Source organism: Sphingorhabdus buctiana, from assembly GCF_042680825.1.
GTDB lineage: Bacteria > Pseudomonadota > Alphaproteobacteria > Sphingomonadales > Sphingomonadaceae > Sphingorhabdus_B > Sphingorhabdus_B buctiana.
In genome coordinates this window covers 300226-326482 of sequence record NZ_JBHUEL010000002.1, presented here as the reverse complement: position 1 = coordinate 326482, position 26257 = coordinate 300226, and the positions used below count along the sequence as shown (strand labels likewise).

Sequence of the window (26257 nt, the reverse complement as noted above, 5' to 3'; positions counted from 1 at the left end):
AAATGTAAACGCGAAGATCGGATTTCGGGGGTTCTCAATGTCAGACATGGAAAAATCGCTATCGGCGGAATTTGACACAATTGTCAAAGCGTTCGATTTCGATGGCTGCATGGCGGAAAGATGCCGGGATTTGCTCGCTGTTGTCGACAGCGAAATGGAATCATTCTCGGCCCATTATTGGGAATATTGGACTAAATATGGATCGACCGCCCAGCTGCGCGATCCAGAATATATCGACCGAATGGTCAAATCGACCGCTGGCTATATTCGCAACCGCATGCGCGACATCCATAGCGGCGAATGGCGCGAATATCTGAAATCGCAGATCATCACTGCATGCAAGGATCGCGTACCGCTGGGACACCTGCTTGCAGCATCGACCCGCGCCAGCTTGCGCTATTTCGACATTTTCGATGCGAAATTGGACGGATCGGCTGCAACGCGCGACCGGTTGACCAAGACCGTTCATGACTTCACCTCGATGGAGTTGGCCGTCACATCCGCCTGCTATGTGCATTATCAGCGGATCGTGGAGCACACGAAAAAAGAAGGCTTCACCAACCAGTTCGAAAACGACATTGCTTCCAGCACAGCCGACATATCCGAACAGGCGAATATCCTGCGTCGACAGGCCGCCGCGAGCACGGCCGTGGCGCAAGGAATGCTGAGCAAGGCATCTGAAGTTGCAACCGCATCCGAACAATCCGCGGTTGCAATGCGTGAAGCCGCACAGACAGCTGCCGGCCTCATTCGCGCAATTGAAGATACGCGAACCGAGGTCGAAACCGCAGCCGATGTTGCCAATCGCGCAACCGAACGGGCGCAGGAAGCGGTCGAAGCAACGGACACTTTGTCTGAACAATCCAAATCGATCGAATCGATACTCGGCCTAATCCGCGATATTGCCGGGCAGACCAATCTGCTCGCCCTCAACGCCACCATCGAGGCGGCCCGCGCAGGTGATGCCGGTCGCGGTTTTGCAGTTGTTGCGCAGGAGGTGAAAAGCCTGGCCAACCAAACCGCCGAAGCGACCGATGAAATCGCCGGCAAGATTACCGCAATCCAGAATGCCACCAAGGCATCGGTCGAATCGAACGTCGCGATCAAGACTGCGGTGGAGGATGTGCAGCACAGTGCCGAGCGCATCCGCCATGCGATGGAGGAACAAGCACAGACAGTCACGATGATCACGGCTTCGGTCGATGAAACCGCATTGGCGGCCGACCTCATGTCCAACACCATCGCAGCGATCCGTTCCGACACCGAAAATGTGGTTTCGGAAATCGCTCAACTTGAAGCCGGTTTTGGAGACGTCGAGGGCAAGATTTCCGCGTTGCAGGCCAATGCCGGAAAATTTGCGGCCAATCTGGTCCGGTAAAGCACTCCACCGCTAAGCATAGTTGAATTTCATCGTCCGCTGTGGAAGGCAGCGGACATGACTTTACATATTCTTGTAACCGGTGGGTCGCGCGGTATCGGCGCAGCAATTGTTGACGAACTCAGCGACGACAATGTGCTGGTTTACGCGACCTCCAGCGCCGATGGCGATTTAAGCGATCCTACCGTGCCCTCTGCCATTTGGCATAATGCACTCCAGGAAATGGGCGGCAGAATCGATGTGCTGGTCAACAATGCCGGTGTTTTCGAACCCAATCCGATTGATCGCAGCGATATTGAATGGCTCGATGGCTGGGAACGGACCATGGCCATCAACCTGACAGCGTCTGCGCAGCTATGCAGGCTCGCTATCCTGCATTGGCAGGCGCTGGGCCAAGAAGGCCGGATCATCAATGTCGCCAGCCGCGCTGCGTATCGCGGCGACAGCCCCGCACATTGGCATTATGCCGCATCGAAGGGCGGAATGGTCTCGATGACCAAAAGCATCGCGCGTGGTTATGCGGCGCAGCAAATTTATGCTTTTGCGATTTGCCCCGGTTTCACAATGACAGGAATGGCGGAAGATTATCTCGCCAGTCGTGGTGGAGACAAATTGCTCGCCGATATACCGCTTGGGCGCGTTGCCATGCCGGAGGAAGTGGCCACTCTGGTCCGTTTCTGCGCATTGGAGGCACCTCCATCTATGACCGGAGCCGTCCTCGACATCAATGGCGCCAGCTATGTCCGCTAAATCGGTCGCTGCATACTTTTTGATTGCAGCAACTTTGTCGGGATGCGCAACAGACGGTCCCAGCGCTGCCACTCCGGTCGCAAAATCCGAATCGATCGCAAAGGCCTGCGAGGGTCGGGACGGCTGGGGCGATCCCGCTCCGCCTGCGCATGTTTTCGGCGACACTTATATGGTGGGCACCTGCGGTATTGTTTCGCTGCTGATTACTACTCCGCAAGGTCATTTCCTGATCGATGGGGCGGTTCCCGAAGCCGCAACCGAAATCGAGGCAAATATTCGTGAACTAGGCTTTGACCCAAAAGATGTCCGTTTTCTTCTCAACACGCATGAACATATTGATCATTCAGGCGGGTTGGCGGGCCTGAAGCGGATTACTGGTGCGAAGATGGTTGCGCGCGCCGAGGCAAAGGTTGCACTCGAAACCGGCACAGTGCACCCCTCCGATCCCCAAAAGGGGTTGTTCGATCCGGTCGAAGGCGTGAAGGTCGATCAATTGATTGGCGATGGCGAAACCCTGAAGATCGGACGGCAATCATTGGCCGCAATCGCAACGCCCGGTCATTCCCCCGGCGGCACCAGCTGGACGTGGAAATCGTGCGAAGGCAAGACCTGCCGTCAGATCGTATTTGCCGACAGCATCAGTGCCGTCTCCGCTGACGATTACAGGTTCATTGACCATCCGGAATATGTTGCGCCACTCCGCCGATCGATTGCCAAAATTGGAGCGTATAAGCCTTGCGACATCTTGATCACGCCGCACCCGTCGGCGAGCGCATTTTTTGAAAGGTTGTCCGGCAAGGAACCATTGGTCAGTTCGACAGGATGTTCCGAATATGCCGCAGGCGCGATGAGGCGACTTGAAAACCGGCTAGCCAAAGAAGCAGGCAAATGAACTGGAAAGCCACCCTGCCCTGCACACGTGCGATGGCCGAAATGCTGCATGAGGATGACGACTGGCTTGAACAGTTCGAAAACCTGCCCACGCTCGTGGCGGACGAACTGGAAGCGTTCAACGATGCAAAATGGTCAATCCAGGCTTATTTCAATGCCAAGCCGGGCAAACACGACATTGCCTTGCTTGAAACACGGCTGGGCACCAAAGCACAACTGGAAAAACTGCCCGATGTAGACTGGCTGACCCTTAGCCAGCAGAGCATTGCACCGGTCGAAGCAGGCCGGTTTTATGTCCATACGTCGACCAACAAGGGAGCCGTTCCCAAGCACGCAAGGACATTCCTGATTGAGGCGGGGCAAGCCTTTGGCACCGGCGGGCATGAAACAACCAGCGGTTGCCTCGCCATGATCGATCGAATGGCTTCGGCTGGCCACCGATTTCATCACATCGCCGATATTGGCACTGGAACCGGCTTGCTGGCATTTGCCGCCTTGCACCTTTGGCCGCGGGCGTCCGTAACAGCATCCGACATCGACCCCGTGAGCATTGATGTGACCCACGACAATGCGGCCGCTAATGCTGTGCCTTTGGGACGGAAACAGGGTCAGGTGGCGCTCTTTGTCGCCACCGGAACCGATCATCCTGCGATAAATGCACGCGCTCCCTATGACTTGCTGATTGCCAACATACTTGCCGGGCCTTTGGTTGAACTTGCGCCGAGCTTTGCATCGGTCATCGCCGAAGGGGGCAGCCTGATACTTGCCGGGTTGCTGAACACCCAAGCCCAAACGGTAGTTGCCGCTTACCGTCGCAATGGTTTCGTGCTGGTCGAACGCAAGGATAATGGCGATTGGCCTTGCCTGCGTCTGGTCAAGCGCCGACGTTATGGTCATCGTCGGCCAATCCGCGCATCCGGCCGGACCAGCCAGCCACCGGGGGATTTCGGCACCTGGTAGTGACTACCGGCCAAATCCCGTTTTGCGCTGCCATGGTTTCGAGCCGATATTCGGGACATGAATGCGCAACCCGACGCAAGCCAGATGGCCATCGCACGCGCCAATCGTGAACGCGAATTGCTGAGCGATGCGCTTGCACGTGTGGGTATCGGCGATCGGAAAGCGTTCGAATTTCTATATCGTCGAACGTCAGCGAAACTTTTTGGTGTTTGCCTTCGTATCTTCGGCAACCGGAATGAAGCCGAGGAAGCATTGCAAGACGCCTATCTGACCATTTGGAACCGTGCCGCCGCGTTCGATCGTGACAAGGCGAGCCCGATCAGTTGGCTGGTTGCAGTCACGCGCAACAAGGCGATTGATCGCTTGCGCGCCCGCGACAAAGGCAAGGCCGTGGACCTGGATGAAGCGCTGGGTACCGCTGATACCTCACCCAACGCCGAGGCGCGACTTGCTGAAAAAGATGATGCCAAGGTGATGGATCGTTGTATCGATCGGCTCGATGATCGGGATGCGAATTTCATCCGGGCGGCATTTTGGAACGGACGTACCTATGCGGATCTTGCCGTTGCAGAATCCACACCCCTTCCGACCATAAAAAGCAGGATCCGGCGCGCACTGATAAAGCTGCGCCATTGCCTGGAAGGCAGCGAGTGATGCGCCTGACAGATGATGATATCGCCACTGCGGGCGAACTTGCCCTTGGCTTGCTCGATAAGGCGGAAGCGGCGCAAGCTCGTGCTCGAATGGCGAGTGAACCCGATTTTGCGGCGGAGCATGCCAAATGGAATGACCGGATGCTCGCCATGGAAGTGATCGAAGAAGAAGCGCCCTCGCCTGCGCTTTGGACCAAGATCGATGCTGCCATTTCGGAAAAGCCAAGTCAGGACAACTACATTGGCAATGTGCGCGTCTGGCAAGGACTGACGGCAGCGTCCTTTGCAATAATGTTGGTGCTCGCCACAATGTTGTGGCGTCAGCCAGAGGTCACTTCTGCGCCGCAACAACCGCAAATCCTGGTGGCGGCCATAGGTGCCGAAGATGGACGCGAAAGCGTTGCCGCCAATTACAATCCCCAAACCGGGGCTTTGCAGATCATCCCGATCTCGCTCGAAACTGGGAAGCTATATCCCGAACTGTGGATCATCCCTGAAGACGGTATTGCCCGTTCACTTGGCATGATTGATCCGTTAAAACCTGCGCTCCATTCCGTTCCTGAAGAGATGCGGCCGCATCTACACAAGGGCGCCTTGTTCGCAATCACGCCCGAGCCTGCAGGCGGCGCCCCCGGTGGCAAAGCGACCGGCCCGGTGATCGCCAAAGGCGCGATAGACACAATCTGAAATTTTTTTTCACCGGGGATGCATCCGTCTGGTGCAGCGATCCGTAACTGCGTCCGACATGTATTCCCCCACATGTCTTGCAGAAGGAAAAACCATGAAAAAGAACCTTTTCAAGATTGCACTCGCCTCCGCAGCACTGGCTTCAACCGCCACCATCGGCTATGCCCACAACCATGGGCATAGCCATCATGGCATGGCGGCTCCCAAAACCAATATCGTTGAAGCCGCAGTTGCAACGCCCGATCTCTCAACCCTCGTCACCGCAGTCAAAGCTGCTGGCCTTGTCGATACACTCGCCAGCCCGGGCCCGTTCACGGTATTCGCGCCGACCAATGCAGCCTTTGGCAAGCTTCCGGCTGGCACTGTCGAAACCTTGGTGAAGCCTGAAAACAAGGGCACGCTGACCACAGTGCTGACCTACCATGTTGTGGCCGGCACCTTTGACAGCAAGGCGATCGCGGCAGCGATCAAGAGCGGGAATGGCAAAGCCACGCTGACGACCGTCCAGGGCCAGAAACTGACTGCTTCGATGTATGGTGACAAGCTGATCGTTACCGACGCCAAAGGCGGCAAATCGACCGTTGCACTTGCGGATCTGCGCCAGAAGAACGGCGTCGTACACGTCATCGACAGTGTTTTGATGCCCTAAGCGATATTGGCGACCGGGCATTCCGATCCCCCCTCCCATCGCCTGGTTGCCGGTGGCCCCTTCCTTTCGCGGGAAGGGGCCTTTTATTTGGCCTTTGCGTAGGCGTAAGCCTGCGTACCTCGGGTGATGACATCATCGTCGGGAAGGATGTCGGCGATTGGGATATCTGGCAGCGATTCAAGTTGCGCATAGAGCGGCGCAAAATCGGTTTCGATCGTGACCTTCAACAGATGTTCGAGCGAGGGAATCACGAAATAATTCTGCTGGTAATCGTCAATCCGATACTCCGTGCGCATCAAGCGCAACAAATCAAAACGGATACGATTGGGGCTGGGATCGTCGAGGCAGAAAATGCTCTCACCATAGCTGGATACGATACCCGCGCCGTAAATACGCAGCCCCGCTGGTTCCTCGATCAAACCAAACTCGACCGTATACCAGTACAGCCGCGCAAGCTTATGCAATGCGCCAAAGCCAAGGCTGCGCAATCCGCCCTTCCCATAAGCGACCATATAATCGGCGAAAACCGGGTCCGCGAGCATCGGGACATGGCCGAAAACATCGTGGAACACATCGGGTTCCTGAAGGTAATCGAGTTGTTCGGGTGTACGGATGAAATTGCCTGCCGGAAAACGCCGGTTGGCAAGATGATCGAAAAACACATCGTCGGGAACAAGCCCCGGCACCGCGACGACTTGCCAACCCGTTGCCGATTTCAGGCGTTCGTTCAGTTCGCGATAGTCGGGAATTCCGGGCTTTTCCAGTTTCAGTACGTCGATGCCGCGCATGAAGGCGTCGCATGCCCTCCCCGGCAGCATTTCGGATTGGCGTGCAAAGAGCCGATCCCACATCGCATGTTCATCGGCGGAGAACGCGTCCCATTTTTGCGGGACTGTCCAATCCGCATTTGCACCCGGTGGCGGGGCATCATAGACATGAGTGAAATCGGCCATGGAAGATAGTTACACTTGAAACTGTTTCACATCAACAGCGCAGGCAGTGCCCTGCGGGCTTTGGTAGGTTGGCCATCGCTAGTTATCGGCGTGTTTTTCCTTGCCGCCCTTGGGGGCAGCGTCATTCCCGCCAATGATAATTGGCGAGAGCCCGATCGGGGTATACCCATTTTTGTCGAGACCAACGGCGTGCATGTCAGCCTGATTGTGCCAATGTCGGCTGCGGGTGAGGATCTGTCGGACCTGATCCGACCGGAGCATCTTGCAGATAGCAATCTTTACGGCACGCACGCCATGATCGGCTGGGGCCACCGCCGCGTCTATCGCAATGCGCGCACCTGGGGTGATGTCAAAGTCGCAGACGTTGCATCCGCTATCATTGGCTCCGACGAAACGACGCTGCACATCTACCATTTGGTCGACCCGCGCCCTGCCCCGCACCGCAAGCGCTTCCTCGTCACGCAAGCGCAATTTCACAGCATCATGTCCTCCATCCGGTCGACATTCCGTCTAACCGCCGATGGCCGGAGCACGGCCTATCCGGCCTATAGCGAGAACAACCTGTTCTATGACAGTGTCGGACATTACTCGGCATATACCACCTGTAATGAGTGGACCGGCGCCGTGTTGCGCAAAGCGGGTATTCGCATGGGTATATGGACGCCAATGCCCGGCGGCGTGATGCGCTGGTTCGACTAACCAGCGGCGGCGACGATCGCTGCCCATGCGGCCTCGTCGATCACTTCGATCCCCAGTTCCTGCGCTTTTTTAAGTTTCGAACCGGCGCCGGGGCCTGCCACGACCAGATCGGTTTTTGCAGAAACCGAGCCGGCGGCCTTCGCGCCCAATGCTTCGGCCTGCGCCTTCGCCTCGTCGCGGCTCATCGTTTCGAGCGCGCCGGTGAAGACTATGGTCTTACCCGAAACCGACGATGCCTTTACCGCAACGACATAATCGGGCGGCGAGACCTGCTTCAGCAGGTCTTCCCACACCTCTACATTATGCGGTTCGTGGAAAAATTCGCGCAACGCTTCCGCTACAACCGGGCCAATCCCGTCAATTTGTGTGAGATCAGCTTCGCCGGCATCCGACGAAGCAATCTCGCGTAGGCGCGGCAAGGTCTGGAAATTCTTGAGCAGGTCTCGCGCGGTGACCGCGCCTACATGCCGGATACCCAAGCCGAACAGCAAACGTGCTGCATCTGGCGCTCTTTTCGCTTCAATCGCATTCAACAGGTTGTCCACAGACTTTTCCTGCCAACCCTCACGGCCCAATATCTCGGCGCGATGCTCTCGAAGACGATAGATATCTGCGGGTGAATGCAACCAGCCGAGGTCGAAAAACTCCTGGATGGTCTTTTCGCCCAACCCTTCGATATCGAGCGCGGCGCGGCTGACGAAATGCTTCAGCCGTTCAACCCGCTGTGCCGGGCAGATCAGCCCGCCGGTGCAGCGGACATCAACTTCGCCTTCCTCGGCGACTGCTTCGCTGCCGCATTCGGGGCAGTGATCGGGAAAATGGTAATCGGGTAGCGCCGCATCGCGGGTCAGGTTTTCGACAATCTGCGGGATGACATCCCCTGCCCGCTGCACCTTCACGCGGTCGCCAGGTCGCACGCCAAGGCGAGCAATCTCGTCGCGATTGTGCAGCGTCACGTTTGAGACAACCACACCGCCCACCGTCACCGGCTTCAACCGGCCAACCGGCGTCAGCTTGCCCGTGCGCCCCACCTGGATGTCGATCGCTTCGAGCGTCGTTTCGGCCTGCTCCGCCGGGAATTTGTGCGCAATCGCCCAACGCGGCGCCTTCGCGACAAAGCCCAAACGCTCCTGCCAATCGAGGCGGTCGACCTTATAGACCACGCCATCGATGTCATAAGGCAGGTCTGCGCGTAGCCGCTCAATCTCGCGATACTGCGCCAGCGCGCCCGACGCACCGTCCACTTGCTTCAGAAAAGGCGAAACCGGAATGCCCCATGCAGCGATTGCTTGCATGACGCCAAATTGGCTGTCCGAAGGCATGGCGCTTGCCTCACCCCAGCCATGCGCCAAGAAACGCAAGAGCCGGGATGCCGTCACACCCGGATCTTTCTGCCGCAGCGATCCTGCCGCCGCATTGCGCGGATTTGCAAATTGGCGGGCCTTTTCCGGGTCTTCTGCTTCAGCCAACAGGCGCGCGTTGAGTGCTTCGAAATCGGCCTTGGCCATGAAGACTTCGCCGCGGACTTCAAAAACAGCAGGCGCATCGCCAGACAGTCGATGCGGAATATCGGCGATGGTGCGGACATTGGCGGTGACATCCTCGCCTACCTGCCCGTCACCGCGCGTGGCTGCCTGCACCAACTCGCCATTTTCATAGCGCAGCGAGCAGGACAGGCCGTCAATCTTGTCCTCTGCTGTCAACGCGATCTGTACATCGGACGGCAGGTTCAGAAAGCGGCGAACCCGCGCCACGAAATCCTCGACATCCTCATCGGCAAATGCGTTGTCGAGGCTCATCATGCGCTTGGCATGGGTGACCTTGCTCAGCGGCGACGCCTCTACCACAGCACCCACCTGCGCATTGGGGCTGTCGGCCCGCACCAGCTGCGGAAAAGCTGCCTCAAGCTCATTGTTCCGCCGCACCAGAGCATCAAACTCCGCGTCGGATATCTCGGGCGCATCATGTGCATGATAGAGCTTGTTATGATGCGCAATCGCCTTCGCCAGACGCATCAGTTCATTGGCAGCTTCGGCTTCGGAGAGGTTTTCAACCTCGCTCACACATCCTCCATCAGCCGCGCAGCTTGCGCCCGTGCCTCATCGGTAATCTCCGCACCGGAGAGCATGCGCGCAATTTCCTGACGGCGGCCATCCGAATCTAGACGGGTGACGCCCGTGCGGGTAACGGTACCTTCGCTCGATTTGGCGATGAAATAATGCGACTGCCCCTTGGCCGCGACCTGCGGGCTGTGCGTTACAGCAAGCAGTTGCTTGCCAGCACCCGCCAGGCGCGCGAGCCGCTCTCCAATCGCTGAAGCGACAGCACCACCAACGCCGCGATCTATTTCGTCGAAAATAATCGTTGCTGCGCCGCCTTCTTCTGCGAGCGCCACCTTGAGAGCGAGTATGAAGCGAGACAACTCCCCACCTGAGGCAATCTTTGCGAGCGGGGCGAATGGAGCGCCCGGATTTGTTGAAATCAGGAACTCCACCCGGTCCATGCCGGTCGCTGTCCAGCGATCTTCCGGCAGTTCTTCCACCGCCGTCTGGAACTTTGCGGCGTCAAGCTTGAGCGGGGCCAACTCGCCAGCAACAGCTGCATCAAGGCGCTTTGCCGCTTCCTTGCGTTGCGCCGACAGAGCAGATGCTGCCTTGCGATAGGCCTCTCCATGCCGGGCGACTTCTGCCTCCAACTTAGCGAGCCCCTCTCCGCCTGCCTCGATGGCATCAAGCTTTGCCGCCAATTCTTCTGTCAGTTGGGCCAGTTCTTCGGGGCGCACATTATGCTTGCGTGCCAATCCGCGCAGATCGAACAAGCGCACTTCGATGGCATCGAGACGCTCGGGATCGAAACTCAACGCTTGTGTTGCTGCGATTAGCTTGTCTTCCGCCTCGCTGGCCTCGATTACCGCACGATCCAATGCAGTAAGGGCTTCGGCGAGAAGCGGATGCTCGGTTGCCACGCGGTCAAGCTTGCGCGCGGCACTGCGCAGCTTTGCCAATCCGCTTTCCGAACCTTCAAAAGCCTCAAGAACTGCGCGTAAATCTTCGGCGATGCGTTCGCCCTTCTGCATATCTGCGCGTTCGCCTGCGAGTGATTCTTCCTCGCCTTCCTGCGGCGCAAATCGCCGCAATTCAGTGACCGCGTGCTCCAGCCATTCCCGATCACGAGCCGCATTTTCGAGCGCTTCACGGGCGCTTTCCAGTTTTGCCTTGGCATCCTGCCATGCAGCAAAAAGTCCAGACACAGACGCAGTGTCGCAGCGGCCAAAAGCATCGAGCAGCGCCCGGTGGCCGCGCGGGTTCAGAAGGCCGCGATCATCATGCTGGCCGTGGATCTCAACCAGATGCAGGCCCACATCACGCAGCAACGCGGCCGAACAGGGCTGATCGTTGATAAACGCCTTGCTTCCGCTATCGGCACGAACCGAGCGGCGGATCATCAACGCCTCTCCGTTCTCGATCGAAATATCGTTCTCGGTAAGCAACGCGACGACATTGGCAGGGGCATCAAAACTGGCTGTAACTTGGGCCTTTTCCGCGCCTGACCGTACCAGCCCGCTATCGGCGCGGGCTCCAAGCGCCAAACCCAGGGCATCAAGCAAAATGGATTTGCCGGCACCGGTTTCGCCGGTGAGGACACCAAGGCCAGCGTCGAATTCGAGGTCAAGCGCCTCGATCAGCACCACGTCGCGGATCGAAAGGCCCGTCAGCATGGCTGCAATATCACGCTCCCGGAGCGTGCTTCTGCATCAGTTCGTAGGCTCGGCTGTACCATTTGCTGCCCGGATAGTTTGCACCCAGAACCGCTGCCGACCGCTTGGCTTCTTCAGGGATTCCCATCGCCAGATAGCTTTCGGTCATCCGGTACAACGCCTCTGGCGCATGGGTGGTGGTTTCATATTTCTGAACCACTTCCTTGAAGCGCAAAGAAGCAGCCAGCCAAAGTGCACGGCGCTGGTAAAAGCGCCCGATTTCCATTTCCTTGCCTGCCAAATGGTCGCGAACAAGGTCAATCTTCAATCCGGCATCGGCAGCGTAGCGCGTATTGGGATAGCGGCGCTGCACTTCACCCAAAGCCGAAAGAGCCTGTTCAGTAATCTTCTGGTCGCGGGTTACGTCGCTGATCTGCTCGTAATAGCAAAGCGCGATCAGGTAATAAGCGTAAGGCGCATCCTTGTTACCCGGGTGGATAGACAGGAAGCGGCGGGCAGATGAAATCGATTCGTTGTATTTCTGCGCCATGTAATAGCTGAAGGCGCTCATCAACTGCGCACGGCGGGCCCAAGGCGAGTAAGGATGCTGGCGCTCCACCTCGTCAAACAGGGCGGCAGCCATCTGATACTGCCCGCGGTCGAGCCTGTCTTTTGCAGCCAGATAAAGCGTATTTACGTCGCGCGCGACATAACGGGTATCCGTACCATCACGTCCTCCGCCAAGTCCCAGCGAAGAACATCCTGAAAGCAACATGGCCGACAAACCAAGCGCGAGCGGTGCAATAAGCTTTTTCTGCATGGGCATCCCTTAATGGCACTTGGTCCACTCGCCAAGGCTTTTGCGCTTTCTTTATTCGTCGGGCTGTATCGTGGATGAACCAAGCCGGCAAACCCGTAATTCACAAATGAAAAAGGGCCGCCGAAGCAGCCCTTTTCCTGTAAATCTGTCCTGTAGGATCAATCCTTGAGGAAATCCGGAACATGGTTCGGGTCGCCGCCCTCACCACCTTCTGAACGCTCGCGGCGCGGGCCACGATCGCGGCCGCCACGGCCACCATCGCGACCACCACGGTCTCGGCGCGGACCACGGTCACCACGGTCACCGCGATCGGAACGCTCACCGCGGTCACCCCGGGGTTCGCGCGGCGGACGGGTGTCTTCCAGTTCTTCACCGGTTTCCTGGTCAACGAGACGCATCGAAAGGCGAACCTTGCCGCGCGGATCGATTTCGAGGACCTTGACCTTAACGTCCATGCCTTCCGAAACGACATCGGTCGGCTTTTCTACGCGCTCATTCTTCATTTCGGAGACGTGGACGAGGCCGTCCTTGCCACCCATGAAGTTCACGAACGCACCGAAATCGACGATATTGACGACCTTGCCGTCATAAATCTTTCCGACTTCTGCTTCTTCGACGATACCTGCAATCCACTTGCGAGCAGCTTCGATCTGCGAAAGATCGCTGGACGAGATCTTGATCACGCCTTCGTCATCGATATCGACCTTGGCACCAGTGGTGGCGACGATCTCGCGGATCACCTTGCCGCCAGTACCGATAACGTCGCGGATCTTCGCCTTGTCGATCTGCATCGTTTCGATACGCGGAGCGTGCGCCGAAAGTTCGCTGCGGGTTGCACCGAGGGCCTTGTTCATTTCGCCAAGGATGTGCGCACGGCCTTCCTTCGCTTGGTTGAGTGCAGCTTCAAAGATTTCGCGGGTGATACCAGCAATCTTGATGTCCATCTGCATCGTGGTGATGCCGACTTCGGTTCCGCCAACCTTGAAATCCATGTCGCCGAGATGATCTTCGTCGCCAAGAATATCCGACAGGATCGAATATTCCTTGCCTTCAAGGATCAGGCCCATTGCGATACCCGAGACCGGACGCTTGATCGGAACGCCGGCATCCATCATCGCAAGCGAACCGCCGCAGACCGACGCCATCGACGACGAACCATTGGATTCGGTGATGTCGCTGGTCAGACGGATGGTGTAAGGAAAGTCTTCCTTGCTGGGCAGCACGGGGTGCAGCGCACGCCATGCAAGCTTGCCATGGCCAACTTCACGACGGCCCGGCGCACCAAAGCGGCCAACTTCACCGACCGAATAAGGCGGGAAGTTGTAGTGCAGCATGAAGCTTTCATAATGCAGGCCGTTGAGGCCATCGATCATCTGCTCCGCGTCCTTGGTACCCAAAGTGCAGGTTGCGATGGTTTGCGTTTCACCACGGGTGAACAGCGCCGAACCATGCGCACGCGGCAGGAAATGCGTTTCCGCAACAATCGGGCGGATCTGGGTGGTCGTGCGACCATCGATGCGCTTGCCGGTCTTCAGGATCGCGGTACGAACGATTTCGGCTTCAAGCTTTTTGGTCAGCTTGATGCCAGCCATCACCTGCTGCGGCTCCAGACCGTCAGCAGCCAACATCGCCTTGGCCTTGTCGCGCGCTGCGTTGAGCGCATTCGAACGGGCCGACTTGTCGGTCAGCTTGTAAGCAGCTTCGATATCCTTGCCGATCAGCTTCTTGAGCTTGTCTTTCAGCGCGGCATTGTCTTCACCGGCGTCAAGTTCCCAAGGATCCTTGGCAGCCTGTTCAGCCAGCTTGACGATCGCCTTGATGACTTCGCGGCAAGCATCATGCGCGAACATGACGGCGCCGAGCATGACTTCTTCCGAAAGCTCGTTGGCTTCGGATTCAACCATCATCACTGCATCGTAGGTAGCGGCGACGACAAGGTCGAGATCGCCTTCGGCAACCTGCTCGTCAGTCGGGTTGAGGATATACTCGCCATTGAGATAACCGACGCGCGCTGCGCCGATCGGGCCCATGAAGGGAACACCCGAAATGGTGAGTGCTGCCGATGCAGCGATCATCGCGAGGATATCGGGCTCGTTTTCGCCATCATAGCTCAGCACCTGAGCGATAGCATTGATTTCGTTATAGAAACCTTCTGGGAAAAGCGGACGGACCGGACGGTCGATAAGGCGCGAAACCAGCGTTTCCTTTTCGGTGGCGCCACGTTCACGCTTGAAAAAGCCACCGGGGATGCGGCCTGCAGCCGAATATTTTTCCTGATAGTGAACGGTGAGCGGGAAGAAATCCTGCCCTTCCTTCACCGACTTTGCCGCAGTAACCGCGCAAAGTACTACTGTTTCACCGAGGGTCGCCATCACAGCGCCGTCAGCCTGACGGGCAACCTTGCCCGTTTCGAGTGTCAGGGTTTTTCCGCCCCACTCGATCGATACATTCTTCACATTAAACATAGATTTTCCTTGAGATGCCTTCGCGCCCTATTGCGCAAAGGGGCCTCCTTTTTTCCGGGATCTCCGGCCCGGACCGGTCGAGGCATTTTGCGCCCCATGGCGGGGTCCACCGAAATGCGGACCCACCCCATATAGCAGAAGCGGCCCGCAGGGGGCCGCCTCGCAATTTCTTATTTACGCAGTCCGAGTTTGGAAATCAGCGCATTGTAACGCGCGACATCTTTTTTCTTCAGATAATCGAGAAGCGAGCGACGCTTGTTGACCATCTGGAGCAGACCACGACGCGAGTGGTTGTCCTTGTGATGGCTCTTGAAGTGAGCGGTCAGGGTGTTGATGCGGTCGGTCAGGATCGCAACCTGCACTTCCGGCGAACCGGTATCGCCCTTTTCACGGGCATTTTCCTTGATCACTTCGGCTTTGCGTTCAGCAGTAATAGACATTTTTTTCCTTCGAACATCGTGTTTTAAAGGTTGAAGCCACGAACGGTTCTTAATTCCCCGCCGATTTGCTCTACCAGCGCCAAGGCACGCATTTCTGCGTCTCGCGCCCAATATAGCCCATCTTTCGTGGCAACCCCGGCCAAGACGCGACCCTGTCGGATCGCCATTGCCGCATCCGGGGAGAGATCAAGAGCCGGGATGTCGACCAGCCCTGCCTCCAACGGCAAGATAATGTCCTTTGCGGGCGCGCCTTTACCGATTTCGTTGAGTTTGTCCAGCGAAATCGCCTGTTTGAGGCCAAAGGGCCCGGCTTTTTTCCGCCTCAGCATTGTGACATGGCCAACGGTGCCCAAGGCATAAGCGATATCGCGAGCGAGTGAACGGATATAGGTGCCCTTGGAAACATGAACTGTCAGTGTAACGCTATCAATCGGGGCATTTCCTGAAACAACATCAGAATGCGAAAGTTCCAGCCCATAAATCTGCACCTGGCGGCTCGCCATTTCCACCTGTTCCCCGGAACGTGCGCGCTCATAGGCACGCTTCCCGTCGATCTTTATCGCGGAATAGGCCGGTGGAATTTGATCTATCGCCCCTGTGAAATGCGGGAGCACAGCGCGCACTTGCGGCAAAGTTGGCCGCACCTCTGAGGTCGATACGACTTCGCCCTCAGCATCAAGCCCGCTTGTTTCAGTTCCAAAGGCTATCGTGAACTCGTAAACCTTGGAGGCGTCGAGCATGCGACCGCACAGCTTTGTCGCTTCCCCCAAAGCTATTGGCAGCACGCCGGTTGCAAGTGGATCAAGCGTTCCGCCATGCCCCACTTTCACTTTGCCATATCCCGCTTCCCGCATATTGCGTTTGACCGCAGCTACGGCCTGGGTCGAGCCCAACCCAACCGGCTTGTCGAGAATGATCCAGCCATGCATCGCGCCGCCATGCGCAGCCAAGTTGACGGCTGTCAATCCTTCGGGGCAACGGCCTTGCGAGCTTCGAGCCGGGTTTCCTTGCGAAGCTTGAGCCTTTCCTTGCGCGGCAGCGGTTTGGCCGCCGTCACCAGGCTTTCAAACTGGCAGAAATCGCCACGCACGAAAATGCCGCCAAATTTGTCGAGGGTTGAGGTTCCGCGCGTATCGAATGCAATCCCGTTTGCATAATCCAGGTCACGGCAGGGGCCGACGATGCGCGCATAATACCAGCGGCGCTGGCGATCTTCGATCCACAAACCGCGGTCACCATTGGCTTCGAAATTCCGAATTCCACCATGATTGGCAAAGGGGATACTCGCTTCGATGCCGTATTCGGACCATTCTTTCGGCGACGCCGCGAGCGACTGACAAGCGGTGAACGCGCCAGCAATGAATGTTGCCGAGATTAAAATCTTCCTCATGCAACCACTTATGCCGTCGTCAAGCTTAACGCGGCATGAGCAGCGGATTCCTTGCGCGCTTCCATGAAATGTCGGCGACACATTGCAATATAACGATCATTGCCCCCGATTTCGGTCTGCTGCCCGTCTATGACTGCCCGCCCCTCGCCGTCGACGCGCAGGTTCATCGTCGACTTGCGCCCGCAATGGCAGACCGCTTTCAACTCGACCAATGAATCCGCCAGACCGAGGAGCGCAGCCGATCCTGGAAACAATTCGGCGGCAAAGTCGGTACGCAAGCCATAGCAAAGCACCGGGATACCGGCCTCATCCGCGATACGGGCCAGCTGCAAAACCTGCTCACGCGACAGGAACTGCGCCTCATCGACCATGACGCATGCGAGTTTTCGCTGATCGTTCTCGTGGCTGATTGCGCCCCACAAATCGGTTTCAGGATCAAATTTGTGCGCGTCTGCCTTCAACCCGATGCGCGAGGTGACATAGCCTTGGCCGTAACGGTCATCGAGAGCGGCGGTCCACAACATCGTCTCCATACCGCGTTCGCGATAGTTGAAATCGGCCTGCAGCAGCGTGGTCGATTTGCCTGCGTTCATCGAGGAGTAATAGAAATACAGCTTAGCCATATAGTCGTCATAACTTTGCCTACTGGACGAGTCCAAGCCCTATCTGGCAGTGTGGCGCTCGGTCGCTGTGGGAGAAAAGATAATGCAGTGGAAAACTGCAAAATGGATGGTCGCTGTTGGGTTACTGTGCGCCTCTAGTCTAGGCAGCACCGCATCTACCTATCGATTTAACCTGGATCCAGAGTCCAGCTCGGTCGATGCAAAAGTTGCCTTCATGGGAATTGGCAACCGGAAAGCCTATTTTCCGGCAATGCGCGGGAAAGTTGTTTTGTCTCCCGAGCGAATGAACGAAATCGACCTCGATGTTTCCATCGACGCAACTCAGTTGAAGGCAGAAGATGGCCTGACCACCGGGCGGTTGAAGGGAAAGGATTTCTTCTACGTCGCGAAATACCCGGTCGTTCGGTTTGAAGGTAAAGTATTGTCGATGACAAGCCCAACTGCAGGTACTGTATCGGGTGAGTTAACCGCCCGGGGTGTGACGCGTCCGGTAAACCTCAACCTCAGCTTTTCCGCCCCTCCGGCGCAGGCGGACGGCAAAGATACCATCAGGTTGACCGGGGTAACCACAATCAACCGCCGCGATTTTGGGATGACGGCCTATTCGCTGGTCGTCGGGAAAAAGGTAACAATCACGATCAAGACAAAATTGGTGCCGGGCTAAGCCGTCATTCCTCGTCCGGCTTCAGATCCTGCGTGACGTGCGGATTAGACAACAGCTTTTCGATGTGACTTGCTTCATCAAAGCTTTCATCGGGCAGGAACTTGAGCTTGGCCGCATATTTCATGCGCACTTTGCTGGCGACTTCCCGCTGCAAAAAGGCAGTATTGGTGCGCAAGGCCTTGATCACTTCAGACTCATCCGCACCAAGCAGCGATTTCACGAACACCGTGGCGTGACGCAAGTCGGGGGACATGCGCACTTCGGTTATGCTGACGCTGTGGCTGGTGAGCACATCATCATGCACAGTGCCACGCGCCAGAAGGTCGGAAAGCACATGGCGCACTTGCTCGCCTACTCGGAGCAATCTGACCGAGCGGCCTTCGGGCGTTTCGTTATGCCGCGCCATCGTTGCCCCTGCCCGGCACGGGCGTTGGAATCGCGGTCGAGGTGGAACGGGCATATAATGTGGTCCAATTCTCGTCCCACAATTCGCCTTCGAGGAAAATCACACGACGCCCCCGGCGGACGACACGCCCTTTGCCCATTAGCGGACCAGCAGGGATGAGCTTGAGCAGGGTCATCGAAATCTCGAGGTTTAGCGGCGCTTCTGCACCACCTGTCGCCTGAACATGCGCCCAGCCCATCGCTTCGTCAAGAAAGCCGGCAACGAGCCCGCCCTGCACACCGCCGCGCTGGGTGATGAAACTATCCGGCGCGACGAAACGCATGGTTATGGTTTCGGTGACGGGGTCGAAGTCTAGAAACTCCGCCCCCATCAACTCGACATGTGAACCCCTTGTGCCAGCAAATTCCGTCACAGCGTGCGTTCACGCTCCTCGACTTCAAAGATTTCAAGCATGTCGCCCGGTTTGATGTCGTTGGTATCCTGAAGCACGACACCGCATTCGAGGCCGGCACGCACTTCGTCGACATCGTCCTTGAAACGACGCAGCGAAGCGATAACGGTCTTTGATACGATAACGTCTTCGCGGGTAAGGCGCGTATGGTATCCCTTGCGGATATGGCCTTCGAGGACGAGCAGCCCCGCGGCCTTGTCCTTCTTGCCTGCGTTGAAAACCTCCTGGATCTTCGCACGTCCGACGACGGTTTCGATGATTTCTGGACCAAGAATACCCGCCATTTCCTTGGCGACATCTTCGGTGAGGTGATAAATCACATCGAAATATTTGAACCGGGTCTTTTCACGCTCCGCAATTTCACGCGCCTTGGCGTTCGGGCGGACGTTGAAGCCGATGATCGGCGCCTTTGAGGCGTTGGCGAGGTTCACATCGCTTTCGGTGATTGCGCCAACACCCGATTGCAGCACGCGCACCTTGATTTCGTCGGTCGAAATCTTGTGCAGCGCATTGACGATCGCCTCGACCGAACCCTGGACATCGGCCTTGACGACAACCGCATATTCCTTCGCCCGATTGGCCGAAAGCGCAGAGAACATGTTGTCTACTGAAACCGGCGCCTGTGTGGTGCGCTTGAGCTTCGCCTGTTCCTTGCGGAAGGCAGCGACTTCGCGGGCGCGAGCTTCGTTTTCAACGACGGTCAGTATTTCACCTGCCCCCGGCACACCGGTGAGGCCAAGGACTTCGACCGGCATCGATGGTGTTGCCTGCTTAACCTGCTGACCCTTGTCGTTGATGAGCGCGCGGACTTTGCCCGATTCCTCACCCACGACGAAGACATCGCCGGTCTTCAGCGTACCGCGACGGATAAGCAGCGTCGCAACGGCGCCCCTGCCCTTGTCGAGCTTCGCCTCTACCACAACAGCTTCAGCAGCGCGATCCGGATTAGCTTTGAGCTCCATCAGTTCAGCCTGAAGCGCAAGCTTTTCCAGCAGATCATCGAGCCCGGTCTTCTTCAGAGCAGAGATTTCGACATCCTGCACTTCGCCACCCATCTTTTCGACGATGACTTCGTGCTCGAGCAGGCGCTCACGGATACGTTGCGGGTTAGCACCGTCCTTGTCGCACTTGTTGATCGCAATGATCATCGGCACATTGGCCGAACGGGCATGATTGATAGCCTCGATCGTCTGCGGCATGATGCCGTCATCAGCAGCGACGACGAGGATGACGATATCGGTCACCATCGCACCGCGTGCGCGCATTTCCGAGAAAGCTTCGTGGCCCGGTGTATCGAGGAAGGTGATCAGGTCACCGCCCTTGGTCTTCACCTGATAGGCACCGATATGCTGCGTAATGCCGCCAGCCTCGCCGGCCTGTACATTGGCGCCACGCAACGCATCGAGCAGCGACGTTTTACCGTGGTCGACATGGCCCATCACGGTCACAACCGGCGGACGAGCCTTCAGCGTTTCGGGTGCATCGACATCCTCGTCATGGGCGATATCGACATCGGCGTCCGAAACGCGGGTGATGTTGTGGCCAAATTCGGTGACCAGCAGTTCGGCCGTATCCTGGTCAATGCTCTGCGTCAGGGTGACAGGCATGCCCATCTTGAACAGCGCCTTCACAAGGTCACTGCCCTTTTCGGCCATACGAATAGCGAGTTCCTGAACGGTAATCGCTTCGGGAACGACGACGTCACGTACCTGCTTGGGCTGTGCATCGCGCTGCATACCTGACATGTGCGAACGGCGTTCCTTTTCGCGTGCACGCTTCAGTGCAGCGAGCGAACGGGCGCGTGCGCCTTCATCGTCATCGAGAGCACGGGTAACAGTCAGCTTGCCCGACTGGCGGCGGTTATCGCCTGCACGGTCGCGGCTCGGTTTGTGCGGTGCCTTTTTCGGATCCTCACGACGCAGCTCTTCACGACGCGTATCTGCGCCACGGACTTCCTCGCGCGGTGCGGCAGGTGCTGGTCGCTTTGGCGATTCCACTGGCGTGAAACGACGTGCCGGCGGCGGCGATGCACCGTCGGTCGTTTCTTCAATAACCTGTTCTTCTACCTGCACCGGAGGCGGCGGAGCCTTTGCGGCCTCTGCCTCAGCCTTGCGATTTTCTTCCGCGCGACGGCGCTCTTCCTCGGCAGCACGCAGGCGTTCTTCCTGTTCGCGGCGATTAGCTTCTTCTGCGAGCCGCAGACGTTCCTCTTCCGCCTCACGCTGCAGGCGAGCAACGCGCTCTTGCGGAGTTTCACCGCCGGGAGCGGCCGCACGGGCAGGAGCCGGCGGAGGAGGCGGTGGCGGAGGGGGTGGAGGGGGTGGCGGAGCAGCAACTTCTGGTTCGGGCGCATAGCCGGGCTTGCCGACCAGCTTCTTGCGCTTCACCTCGACCACGACCTTGTTGGTGCGGCCATGGCTGAAGGTCTGTTTTACCTCGCCCGACTCGATACGCGGCTTCAGCCCAAGGGGCTTGCGTCCCAATGTCGGTTTGTTTTCGCCTTCGTCACTCATTTTTCTACAGACCTTGCCTTCAATCAATTACCGTCCGGTGCAGTTTGTGCGCGGCGGTCCGCCTTGGCGTCGCCGCGCGCGTTACTGCATCCAATGAAATAAAGCCAGCGTTCGAGGTGATGTTTTACCCGTTCCGCCGCTTTTGCATCGGTGATCGCCACATGCACCGAGTTTGCTCTTCCGAGCGCCGCTGACAACCGGTCGCGATCGACCGGCAGTCGCATTCCTTTTCGCCCACTGCCTTCCTCTTCAAGGCCGACACGCCAGCTCTGATCACGCTTTGCAGCACCATCATCACTGGCATCGGATGCGTGAAGCAGCAGCTCAACAGCCCCGCCACGGGCCGCAGCATCGACCTTTTCCGCGCCGGAAAGCAGATTGCTCGCCCGAGCTTCCAGCCCCAGCCGATCCAGCGTCGCCTTTTCGAGGCCATCGCGGATGCGCGTGACAATATCGTCTGAAACCGAAAGTTCCGAAACCTTGAACGCGCGCTTCAAAAGACCGGCAAGCTTGCCCTTTGCACGGGCAGCTTCCAGTTCTTCGGCAGGCACGCCAATCCATGCTCCGCGACCGGGCGCCTTCCCGTGAATATCGGGGGCCACCTGGCCATCCGGGCCGAGCGCAAGCCGGATGAGCAGGCGTTGGTCCGCCCGCTCTCCCGTCAGAATGCACCTTCTTACAGGGCTATTACGGTCCTCATTGGGAGTCTTCCGCGGCAACGGCGTCCTCCTCATCAAACCAGTGCGCGCGGGCCGCCATGATGATCTCGTTGCCCTGCTCTTCATTCAGGCCATAGACCGCCAGGATACCGGGCTTGTCTTCGACACGGTGACGACGGTTATCGCCACGGCGTTGTTCGGTACGACCCTTCTGGATCAGTTCGTCGGTTGCAAGGTCGGCAAGATCGTCAAGCGTCTTGATGCCAGCCTTGCCCAGCGTGACCAGCATTGCTTCGGTCAGGTGCGGCAGTTCGGCAAGCGCATCTTCGACGCCCAGTTCGCGACGTTCGGTGCGTGATGCTTCCTCCTTGCGCTCCAAGGCTTCGACCGCGCGGCTCTGCAGTTCTTCTGCCAACTCGTCATCAAGACCTTCGATCGCTGCGATTTCTTCCATCGCGACATAGGCGACTTCTTCGAGTTCGCTAAAGCCTTCAGCGACGAGCAACTGAGCCAGTGTTTCGTCAACGTCGAGTTCCTGCTGGAACATTTCCGAACGCTCGACAAATTCCTTCTGGCGCTTCTCGCTCGATTCCGCCTCGGTCATGATGTCGATCGCACGGCCAGTCAGCTGGCTGGCAAGGCGGACATTCTGCCCGCGACGGCCGATGGCGAGGCTGAGCTGGTCATCGGGAACGACCACTTCGATGCGGCTTTCTTCTTCGTCGATGACAACGCGGCTGACCGTTGCCGGTTGCAATGCGTTGACGATGAAGGTTGCGGCATCATCCGACCAGGGGATGATATCGATCTTTTCGCCCTGCATTTCCTGGACAACCGCCTGAACGCGGCTGCCCTTCATGCCGACGCAAGCGCCAACCGGGTCAATCGAGCTGTCATAGCTGATGACGCCGATCTTCGCACGGCTGCCCGGATCGCGGGCTGCGGCCTTGATTTCGATGATACCATCGTAAATTTCGGGTACTTCCTGCGCGAACAGCTTTTTCATGAAATCGGGATGCGCACGGCTGAGCAAGATTTGCGGGCCGCGATTTTCACGGACCACCTTCATGATCAACGCGCGGACGCGATCACCGGGGCGAACCACTTCGCGCGGGATCTGCTGGTCGCGGCGGATAACGCCTTCTGCACGGCCCAGATCAACCACGACATGGCCGAACTCGACCGACTTCACGACACCGGTGATGATTTCACCAGCGCGATCCTTGAATTCTTCATATTGGCGCTCACGCTCAGCATCGCGCACCTTCTGGAAGATAACCTGCTTTGCCGACTGTGCGTCGATGCGACCCAGATCAACCGGGGGCAGCGGATCGACGATGAAGTCGCCAACCTTGGAACCGGGCTGCAGCTTTTCGGCCTGCTTCAGGTCGACCTGCTTGAAATAATCGTCGACCGCTTCGACAACCTCGACAACACGCCACAGGCGAAGGTCGCCGGTCTGAGTGTCCAGCTTGGCACGAATATCGTTTTCAGCGCCATAACGGGCGCGCGCAGCGCGCTGGATGGCTTCTTCAAGCGCTTCGACGACGATCGCCTTGTCGATCATCTTTTCGCTGGCAACAGCATTGGCAATTGCAAGCAGTTCGGCCTTGTTGGCTGCAATCGGACTGGCCATGACTTTAGTCTTCCTGTTCTACGTCGGGGTTGTCTTCGTCGATTTCGTCGGCCCCGGCGCTGTTGAGCGGCGCAGTCGACGCAATCAGCCGGTCTGTCAAGACCAGCTTGGCGGAATGGATGTTGGAAAAGGCAATATTGTGTGTGGCGCCGGTGCGGTCGGTGATCGAAACATCCTCACCATTCACACCTGCGAGTTCACCACGAAACCGCTTCTGGTTTTCAATGGGCTCTAGGGCCTCAATCTTTGCCTCATGCCCTGCCCAATCGGCGAAATCCTTCAGGCGGGTCAGCGGACGGTCTATTCCGGGCGAGCTGACTTCTAGCCGATAGGCCTCTTCTATGGGGTCAAGCTCATCAAACAGATCCGAAATACGGTGCGACAGCGCCGCGCAATCGTCGATGACCAGCTGCCGCGTATCCGGGCGCTCTGCCATCACCTGCAACGTCGGCTCGTCCGAACCTTCTGCACCGCGATCAAACCACGCCACGCGCACGAGATCAAACCCCAAGGCTTTGGCCTCTGGCTCGATGATCTCAGCAAGTTTTTTCAAATCGGGCATGGTGTTCCAAATATGATATGGCATTGCGAATGACCGATTGCGCCGGCCCCTTTCGGCGCCAGCCCCTCCAGTGTTTCGCAATGTCGGGATAAACCCCATCTAGGCGGATACGCTGCCAAATGCAACCCTCTTGCCAATATAGCCCTGCATGAACATCTAATGCTGACAGATATAGAGGAGATCTCCCCATGATGCGTGCCTTGAGTTTGACCGTCGCCAGCTTCATCGCCGTTGCCTGTGCGCCTTCATCCGGAAATGCCGAAGCCTCGAACAGTGCCAAACCCTTTGAGGCTACTCCGGTGGCAACCTTTAACGAACCTTGGGCGATGACATTCGTTCCCGGAACGCCTTATGCGCTGATTACGGAAAAGAGCGGCAAGCTGAAGTTATGGCAAGCTGATGGTCCGGTTCGTGACGTTGCTGGTGTTCCTGCGGTTGATTATGGCGGCCAGGGCGGCTTCGGCGATGTGGTTGTTGCACCTGATTTCGCCAGTTCGAACATGGTGTACCTCAGTTGGGTAGAGGCAGGCACGAACGATACGCGCGGTGCGGTCGTTGGCCGGGCAAAGCTGGAGTATCAAGGCAGCCAGCCGAAACTGGTCGGGCTGCAGAAAATCTGGGAGCAGAACCCGAAAGTTACCGGGCGCGGCCATTATGGACATCGCCTCGCTTTCTCGCCTGACGGGAAATATCTCTTCATCGCTTCGGGCGAACGTCAGAAGTTCGATCCGGCACAGGATATGAACGGCAATTTGGGCAAGGTGCTGCGGATATTCCCCGATGGAAGCGTGCCGAAGGACAATCCCTTTTACGATTCTGCCAACCCGGTGAAATCTCAGATCTGGTCGCTGGGCCATCGCAATCCGCTGGGGCTTACCTTTGATGACAAAGGGCAGCTTTGGAACCAGGAGATGGGTCCTCGCCATGGTGACGAGCTTAACCTCGTCAAACCCGGCGCGAATTACGGCTATCCCAAGGCGTCCAATGGCGACCATTATGACGGGCGCGACATCCCCGATCATACGCCCAGCGATGGTTTTGAAGCACCCAAGGCCTTTTGGGTGCCTGCGATTTCACCCGGCGGCCTGATGTTCTACAATGGCGACTTGTTCCCAGCCTGGAAGGGGTCGTTGTTCATCGGCGGACTTGGCGGCGAGGCGCTTATCCGCGTGAGGGTGAATGGTGAAACTGTCGAGAAAGCCGATCACTGGCCCATGGACGCGCGCATCCGCGAAGTCGAACAGGGGCCCGACGGTGCAGTCTGGCTGCTTGAAGATGGCGGCGAAGGGCGCCTGCTGAAGCTGACGCCCAAGCCCTAACTGGCAGGATTTGTTCCGGCGAGGTCCGCAATGAAACTGCGGACCCGCTTGGCATTCACGCCAAGATCGCTGACGCCCACCCGGCTGATGGAGCGCATATCAACGATGCTTCCGGTGCCGTCCTCGGTCGGGCGAACACGAATAACAACATCATCCTTGAAACGAAAGAAGCGGGTGGTGTCGGTCGCTTCCATCCGACCCTCGATCGGGTCGGCGACCGCAATCTCCCAACCGCGGACTTTTGCGAGCCGCTCTGCTTTCGCAATCACCTCTGCGACGGGCATGGCAATACGGACGGAACGAATATCGCCATATGCTTTGCCATGAATGGCCGCCCAGCGTTGCAGCGGGTTCATACCTTTCATTTCGGGATCATCTTCACCCGGAATTTGATCGAGATTGTCTGCACGCACGGCCAGCATCCGGAATTGCGGTGGATCGGCTAGGTCGGTCGAGATGTCATGAATGGCCGGAACCGAGCGAGCGGTATAAACAAAGCTGAGGAGCCACAGTGCCAGCGCACCGCCCAACACCATTCCCGCCCATCGCAGCGGTCGAGCGGCCTTCCGGCCTTTGCGTTTCGCCCACCAGCCGGCAAACAATCCGCCAAATACTGCAAGCAGACCAGCACCAAATGCAATCATCAGCAGCTGGAAACCGAAACCGAATTCCCAAAGCCCCCAACCGGAACCAAGCCCTGCAAAAAGCGCAATTAGAACAGAGCCCAATCCCAGCCCGAAGATCAGCTTACCACCCCAGTTGGAAGGGGTTCCCGAACCGGTTGCGGGCGCAACAGCTGTCAACTCTTCAGCCAAAGTGGGTGCCGGCGTCGCGTCGGCGACTGGCGCCGGGGCTGCATTCTGGTTGGATTGCGGTTGTTCGTCATTCTGCATTTTGCCGGCTCCCCAAAATATCTGCGTGGTAAGCTAGCGCAAATCGATCGAATGCCAAAGTAAATCCAATCATGATGTTGCGCCGCATCCCGGCAAAAA

At 57.7% G+C, this 26257-nt stretch carries 26 protein-coding genes; 10 read left to right on the top strand and 16 right to left on the bottom strand.

The features are described from left to right. Window positions 1-37: 37 nt before the first annotated feature. The 7 genes from ACFSAG_RS02045 to ACFSAG_RS02015 all read left to right on the top strand — a co-directional run bounded on the left by ACFSAG_RS02045 (window position 38) and on the right by ACFSAG_RS02015 (window position 5968). Window positions 38-1378, top strand: coding sequence for a methyl-accepting chemotaxis protein (locus tag ACFSAG_RS02045; RefSeq protein WP_381510962.1), 1341 nt, complete (start codon window positions 38-40; stop codon window positions 1376-1378). Between the two features lie 57 nt (window positions 1379-1435). Next, entirely contained in the window at window positions 1436-2128 is a 693-nt protein-coding gene (locus tag ACFSAG_RS02040) for an SDR family NAD(P)-dependent oxidoreductase (protein WP_374610743.1), read from the top strand. Window positions 2129-2162: 34 nt separating this feature from the next. Then, window positions 2163-3020, top strand: coding sequence for a subclass B3 metallo-beta-lactamase (gene bla / locus ACFSAG_RS02035; protein ID WP_381510960.1), 858 nt, complete (start codon window positions 2163-2165; stop codon window positions 3018-3020). Beyond that, window positions 3017-3979: a 50S ribosomal protein L11 methyltransferase gene (locus tag ACFSAG_RS02030; RefSeq protein ID WP_381510958.1), complete on the top strand. Its 963-nt coding sequence runs from the start codon at window positions 3017-3019 to the stop codon at window positions 3977-3979. The genes bla and ACFSAG_RS02030 overlap by 4 nt, the downstream gene beginning before the upstream one ends. A 57-nt stretch (window positions 3980-4036) precedes the next feature. Then, complete coding sequence (locus ACFSAG_RS02025) at window positions 4037-4633, top strand: sigma-70 family RNA polymerase sigma factor (RefSeq protein ID WP_381510956.1); 597 nt, start codon at window positions 4037-4039, stop codon at window positions 4631-4633. Then, complete coding sequence (locus ACFSAG_RS02020) at window positions 4633-5319, top strand: anti-sigma factor (RefSeq protein WP_381510954.1); 687 nt, start codon at window positions 4633-4635, stop codon at window positions 5317-5319. Before ACFSAG_RS02025 ends, ACFSAG_RS02020 begins: the two co-directional genes overlap by 1 nt. Window positions 5320-5413: 94 nt before the next feature. Continuing rightward, the gene (locus ACFSAG_RS02015; RefSeq protein ID WP_381510953.1) at window positions 5414-5968 is read left to right on the top strand and encodes a fasciclin domain-containing protein; all 555 of its coding nucleotides are present in this window, start codon (window positions 5414-5416) and stop codon (window positions 5966-5968) included. Window positions 5969-6051: 83 nt separating this feature from the next. Here ACFSAG_RS02015 and phhA read toward each other — a convergent pair whose 3' ends face one another. After that, window positions 6052-6921 carry a phenylalanine 4-monooxygenase gene (phhA, locus tag ACFSAG_RS02010; RefSeq protein ID WP_381510951.1) on the bottom strand — a complete coding sequence of 290 codons (870 nt, stop codon included), beginning with the start codon at window positions 6919-6921 and terminating at the stop codon, window positions 6052-6054. Window positions 6922-6936: 15 nt separating this feature from the next. On the opposite strand from phhA, the gene ACFSAG_RS02005 reads away from it, so the two are divergent. Further along, the gene (locus ACFSAG_RS02005) at window positions 6937-7620 is read left to right on the top strand and encodes a DUF2459 domain-containing protein (RefSeq protein WP_381510949.1); all 684 of its coding nucleotides are present in this window, start codon (window positions 6937-6939) and stop codon (window positions 7618-7620) included. On the opposite strand, the gene ligA is transcribed toward ACFSAG_RS02005, so the two are convergent. The 8 genes from ligA to ACFSAG_RS01965 form a co-directional block, all read right to left on the bottom strand. Further along, entirely contained in the window at window positions 7617-9635 is a 2019-nt protein-coding gene (ligA, locus tag ACFSAG_RS02000; RefSeq protein WP_381511268.1) for an NAD-dependent DNA ligase LigA, read from the bottom strand. The genes ACFSAG_RS02005 and ligA overlap by 4 nt on opposite strands. A 44-nt stretch (window positions 9636-9679) precedes the next feature. Beyond that, on the bottom strand, window positions 9680-11338 hold the full coding sequence (gene recN / locus ACFSAG_RS01995; RefSeq protein WP_381510947.1) for a DNA repair protein RecN: 1659 nt from the start codon (window positions 11336-11338) through the stop codon (window positions 9680-9682). Between the two features lie 10 nt (window positions 11339-11348). Next, window positions 11349-12137 (bottom strand): outer membrane protein assembly factor BamD, encoded by a 789-nt coding sequence (locus ACFSAG_RS01990; RefSeq protein ID WP_381510946.1) that lies wholly within the window; start codon window positions 12135-12137, stop codon window positions 11349-11351. Between the two features lie 158 nt (window positions 12138-12295). Beyond that, window positions 12296-14602 carry a polyribonucleotide nucleotidyltransferase gene (gene pnp / locus ACFSAG_RS01985; protein ID WP_374610724.1) on the bottom strand — a complete coding sequence of 769 codons (2307 nt, stop codon included), beginning with the start codon at window positions 14600-14602 and terminating at the stop codon, window positions 12296-12298. A gap of 170 nt (window positions 14603-14772) precedes the next feature. Further along, window positions 14773-15042, bottom strand: a complete 270-nt coding sequence (rpsO, locus tag ACFSAG_RS01980) for a 30S ribosomal protein S15 (protein ID WP_374610721.1) — start codon at window positions 15040-15042, stop codon at window positions 14773-14775. Window positions 15043-15065: 23 nt separating this feature from the next. Beyond that, window positions 15066-15971 carry a tRNA pseudouridine(55) synthase TruB gene (gene truB / locus ACFSAG_RS01975; RefSeq protein ID WP_381511266.1) on the bottom strand — a complete coding sequence of 302 codons (906 nt, stop codon included), beginning with the start codon at window positions 15969-15971 and terminating at the stop codon, window positions 15066-15068. A 32-nt stretch (window positions 15972-16003) separates the two neighbouring features. After that, window positions 16004-16432, bottom strand: a complete 429-nt coding sequence (locus ACFSAG_RS01970) for a DUF6491 family protein (protein WP_374610720.1) — start codon at window positions 16430-16432, stop codon at window positions 16004-16006. 8 nt (window positions 16433-16440) lie between these two features. Then, window positions 16441-17055, bottom strand: coding sequence for a thymidine kinase (locus ACFSAG_RS01965; protein WP_381510943.1), 615 nt, complete (start codon window positions 17053-17055; stop codon window positions 16441-16443). A gap of 82 nt (window positions 17056-17137) precedes the next feature. On the opposite strand from ACFSAG_RS01965, the gene ACFSAG_RS01960 reads away from it, so the two are divergent. Next, entirely contained in the window at window positions 17138-17719 is a 582-nt protein-coding gene (locus ACFSAG_RS01960; protein WP_381510941.1) for a YceI family protein, read from the top strand. A 4-nt stretch (window positions 17720-17723) separates the two neighbouring features. On the opposite strand, the gene rbfA is transcribed toward ACFSAG_RS01960, so the two are convergent. Genes rbfA through rimP form a run of 6 tightly spaced genes read right to left on the bottom strand, consistent with a single transcriptional unit; the run spans window position 17724 to window position 23946 of the window. Continuing rightward, the gene (rbfA, locus tag ACFSAG_RS01955; RefSeq protein ID WP_381510939.1) at window positions 17724-18125 is read right to left on the bottom strand and encodes a 30S ribosome-binding factor RbfA; all 402 of its coding nucleotides are present in this window, start codon (window positions 18123-18125) and stop codon (window positions 17724-17726) included. Next, window positions 18112-18537 carry a PaaI family thioesterase gene (locus tag ACFSAG_RS01950; RefSeq protein ID WP_374610713.1) on the bottom strand — a complete coding sequence of 142 codons (426 nt, stop codon included), beginning with the start codon at window positions 18535-18537 and terminating at the stop codon, window positions 18112-18114. Before ACFSAG_RS01950 ends, rbfA begins: the two co-directional genes overlap by 14 nt. Further along, on the bottom strand, window positions 18534-21089 hold the full coding sequence (gene infB / locus ACFSAG_RS01945) for a translation initiation factor IF-2 (RefSeq protein WP_381510937.1): 2556 nt from the start codon (window positions 21087-21089) through the stop codon (window positions 18534-18536). The genes ACFSAG_RS01950 and infB overlap by 4 nt, the downstream gene beginning before the upstream one ends. Window positions 21090-21112: 23 nt before the next feature. Continuing rightward, window positions 21113-21808, bottom strand: coding sequence for a DUF448 domain-containing protein (locus tag ACFSAG_RS01940; RefSeq protein WP_374610709.1), 696 nt, complete (start codon window positions 21806-21808; stop codon window positions 21113-21115). Then, window positions 21786-23384: a transcription termination factor NusA gene (gene nusA, locus ACFSAG_RS01935; protein ID WP_374610707.1), complete on the bottom strand. Its 1599-nt coding sequence runs from the start codon at window positions 23382-23384 to the stop codon at window positions 21786-21788. Before nusA ends, ACFSAG_RS01940 begins: the two co-directional genes overlap by 23 nt. A gap of 4 nt (window positions 23385-23388) precedes the next feature. Beyond that, complete coding sequence (gene rimP / locus ACFSAG_RS01930) at window positions 23389-23946, bottom strand: ribosome maturation protein RimP (protein ID WP_381511264.1); 558 nt, start codon at window positions 23944-23946, stop codon at window positions 23389-23391. A gap of 188 nt (window positions 23947-24134) precedes the next feature. Between rimP and ACFSAG_RS01925 the strand changes: the two genes are divergently transcribed. After that, window positions 24135-25265 (top strand): PQQ-dependent sugar dehydrogenase, encoded by a 1131-nt coding sequence (locus ACFSAG_RS01925; RefSeq protein WP_374610703.1) that lies wholly within the window; start codon window positions 24135-24137, stop codon window positions 25263-25265. On the opposite strand, the gene ACFSAG_RS01920 is transcribed toward ACFSAG_RS01925, so the two are convergent. Next, window positions 25262-26158 (bottom strand): DUF1499 domain-containing protein, encoded by an 897-nt coding sequence (locus tag ACFSAG_RS01920; RefSeq protein ID WP_381510934.1) that lies wholly within the window; start codon window positions 26156-26158, stop codon window positions 25262-25264. The two genes, ACFSAG_RS01925 and ACFSAG_RS01920, sit on opposite strands and share 4 nt — an antisense overlap. Window positions 26159-26257: the final 99 nt, after the last annotated feature.

What these genes read in the sequence shown, in the direction of transcription:
- ACFSAG_RS02030 (WP_381510958.1), top strand. Translation starts at nt 3,017, where the DNA reads ATGAACTGGAAAGCCACCCTGCCCTGCACACGTGCGATGGCCGAAATG.
- ACFSAG_RS02025 (WP_381510956.1), top strand. Translation starts at nt 4,037, where the DNA reads ATGAATGCGCAACCCGACGCAAGCCAGATGGCCATCGCACGCGCCAAT.
- nusA (WP_374610707.1), bottom strand. Translation starts at nt 23,384, where the DNA reads ATGGCCAGTCCGATTGCAGCCAACAAGGCCGAACTGCTTGCAATTGCC.
- ACFSAG_RS02015 (WP_381510953.1), top strand. Translation starts at nt 5,414, where the DNA reads ATGAAAAAGAACCTTTTCAAGATTGCACTCGCCTCCGCAGCACTGGCT.
- rbfA (WP_381510939.1), bottom strand. Translation starts at nt 18,125, where the DNA reads ATGGCGCGGCATAACGAAACGCCCGAAGGCCGCTCGGTCAGATTGCTC.
- recN (WP_381510947.1), bottom strand. Translation starts at nt 11,338, where the DNA reads ATGCTGACGGGCCTTTCGATCCGCGACGTGGTGCTGATCGAGGCGCTT.
- truB (WP_381511266.1), bottom strand. Translation starts at nt 15,971, where the DNA reads ATGCATGGCTGGATCATTCTCGACAAGCCGGTTGGGTTGGGCTCGACC.
- rimP (WP_381511264.1), bottom strand. Translation starts at nt 23,946, where the DNA reads ATGCCCGATTTGAAAAAACTTGCTGAGATCATCGAGCCAGAGGCCAAA.
- ligA (WP_381511268.1), bottom strand. Translation starts at nt 9,635, where the DNA reads ATGCGTCTGGCGAAGGCGATTGCGCATCATAACAAGCTCTATCATGCA.
- ACFSAG_RS01925 (WP_374610703.1), top strand. Translation starts at nt 24,135, where the DNA reads ATGATGCGTGCCTTGAGTTTGACCGTCGCCAGCTTCATCGCCGTTGCC.
- ACFSAG_RS01990 (WP_381510946.1), bottom strand. Translation starts at nt 12,137, where the DNA reads ATGCAGAAAAAGCTTATTGCACCGCTCGCGCTTGGTTTGTCGGCCATG.
- ACFSAG_RS02040 (WP_374610743.1), top strand. Translation starts at nt 1,436, where the DNA reads ATGACTTTACATATTCTTGTAACCGGTGGGTCGCGCGGTATCGGCGCA.
- ACFSAG_RS02045 (WP_381510962.1), top strand. Translation starts at nt 38, where the DNA reads ATGTCAGACATGGAAAAATCGCTATCGGCGGAATTTGACACAATTGTC.
- infB (WP_381510937.1), bottom strand. Translation starts at nt 21,089, where the DNA reads ATGAGTGACGAAGGCGAAAACAAACCGACATTGGGACGCAAGCCCCTT.
- ACFSAG_RS01920 (WP_381510934.1), bottom strand. Translation starts at nt 26,158, where the DNA reads ATGCAGAATGACGAACAACCGCAATCCAACCAGAATGCAGCCCCGGCG.
- rpsO (WP_374610721.1), bottom strand. Translation starts at nt 15,042, where the DNA reads ATGTCTATTACTGCTGAACGCAAAGCCGAAGTGATCAAGGAAAATGCC.
- ACFSAG_RS01970 (WP_374610720.1), bottom strand. Translation starts at nt 16,432, where the DNA reads ATGAGGAAGATTTTAATCTCGGCAACATTCATTGCTGGCGCGTTCACC.
- ACFSAG_RS01960 (WP_381510941.1), top strand. Translation starts at nt 17,138, where the DNA reads ATGCAGTGGAAAACTGCAAAATGGATGGTCGCTGTTGGGTTACTGTGC.
- phhA (WP_381510951.1), bottom strand. Translation starts at nt 6,921, where the DNA reads ATGGCCGATTTCACTCATGTCTATGATGCCCCGCCACCGGGTGCAAAT.
- ACFSAG_RS01965 (WP_381510943.1), bottom strand. Translation starts at nt 17,055, where the DNA reads ATGGCTAAGCTGTATTTCTATTACTCCTCGATGAACGCAGGCAAATCG.
- pnp (WP_374610724.1), bottom strand. Translation starts at nt 14,602, where the DNA reads ATGTTTAATGTGAAGAATGTATCGATCGAGTGGGGCGGAAAAACCCTG.
- ACFSAG_RS02020 (WP_381510954.1), top strand. Translation starts at nt 4,633, where the DNA reads ATGCGCCTGACAGATGATGATATCGCCACTGCGGGCGAACTTGCCCTT.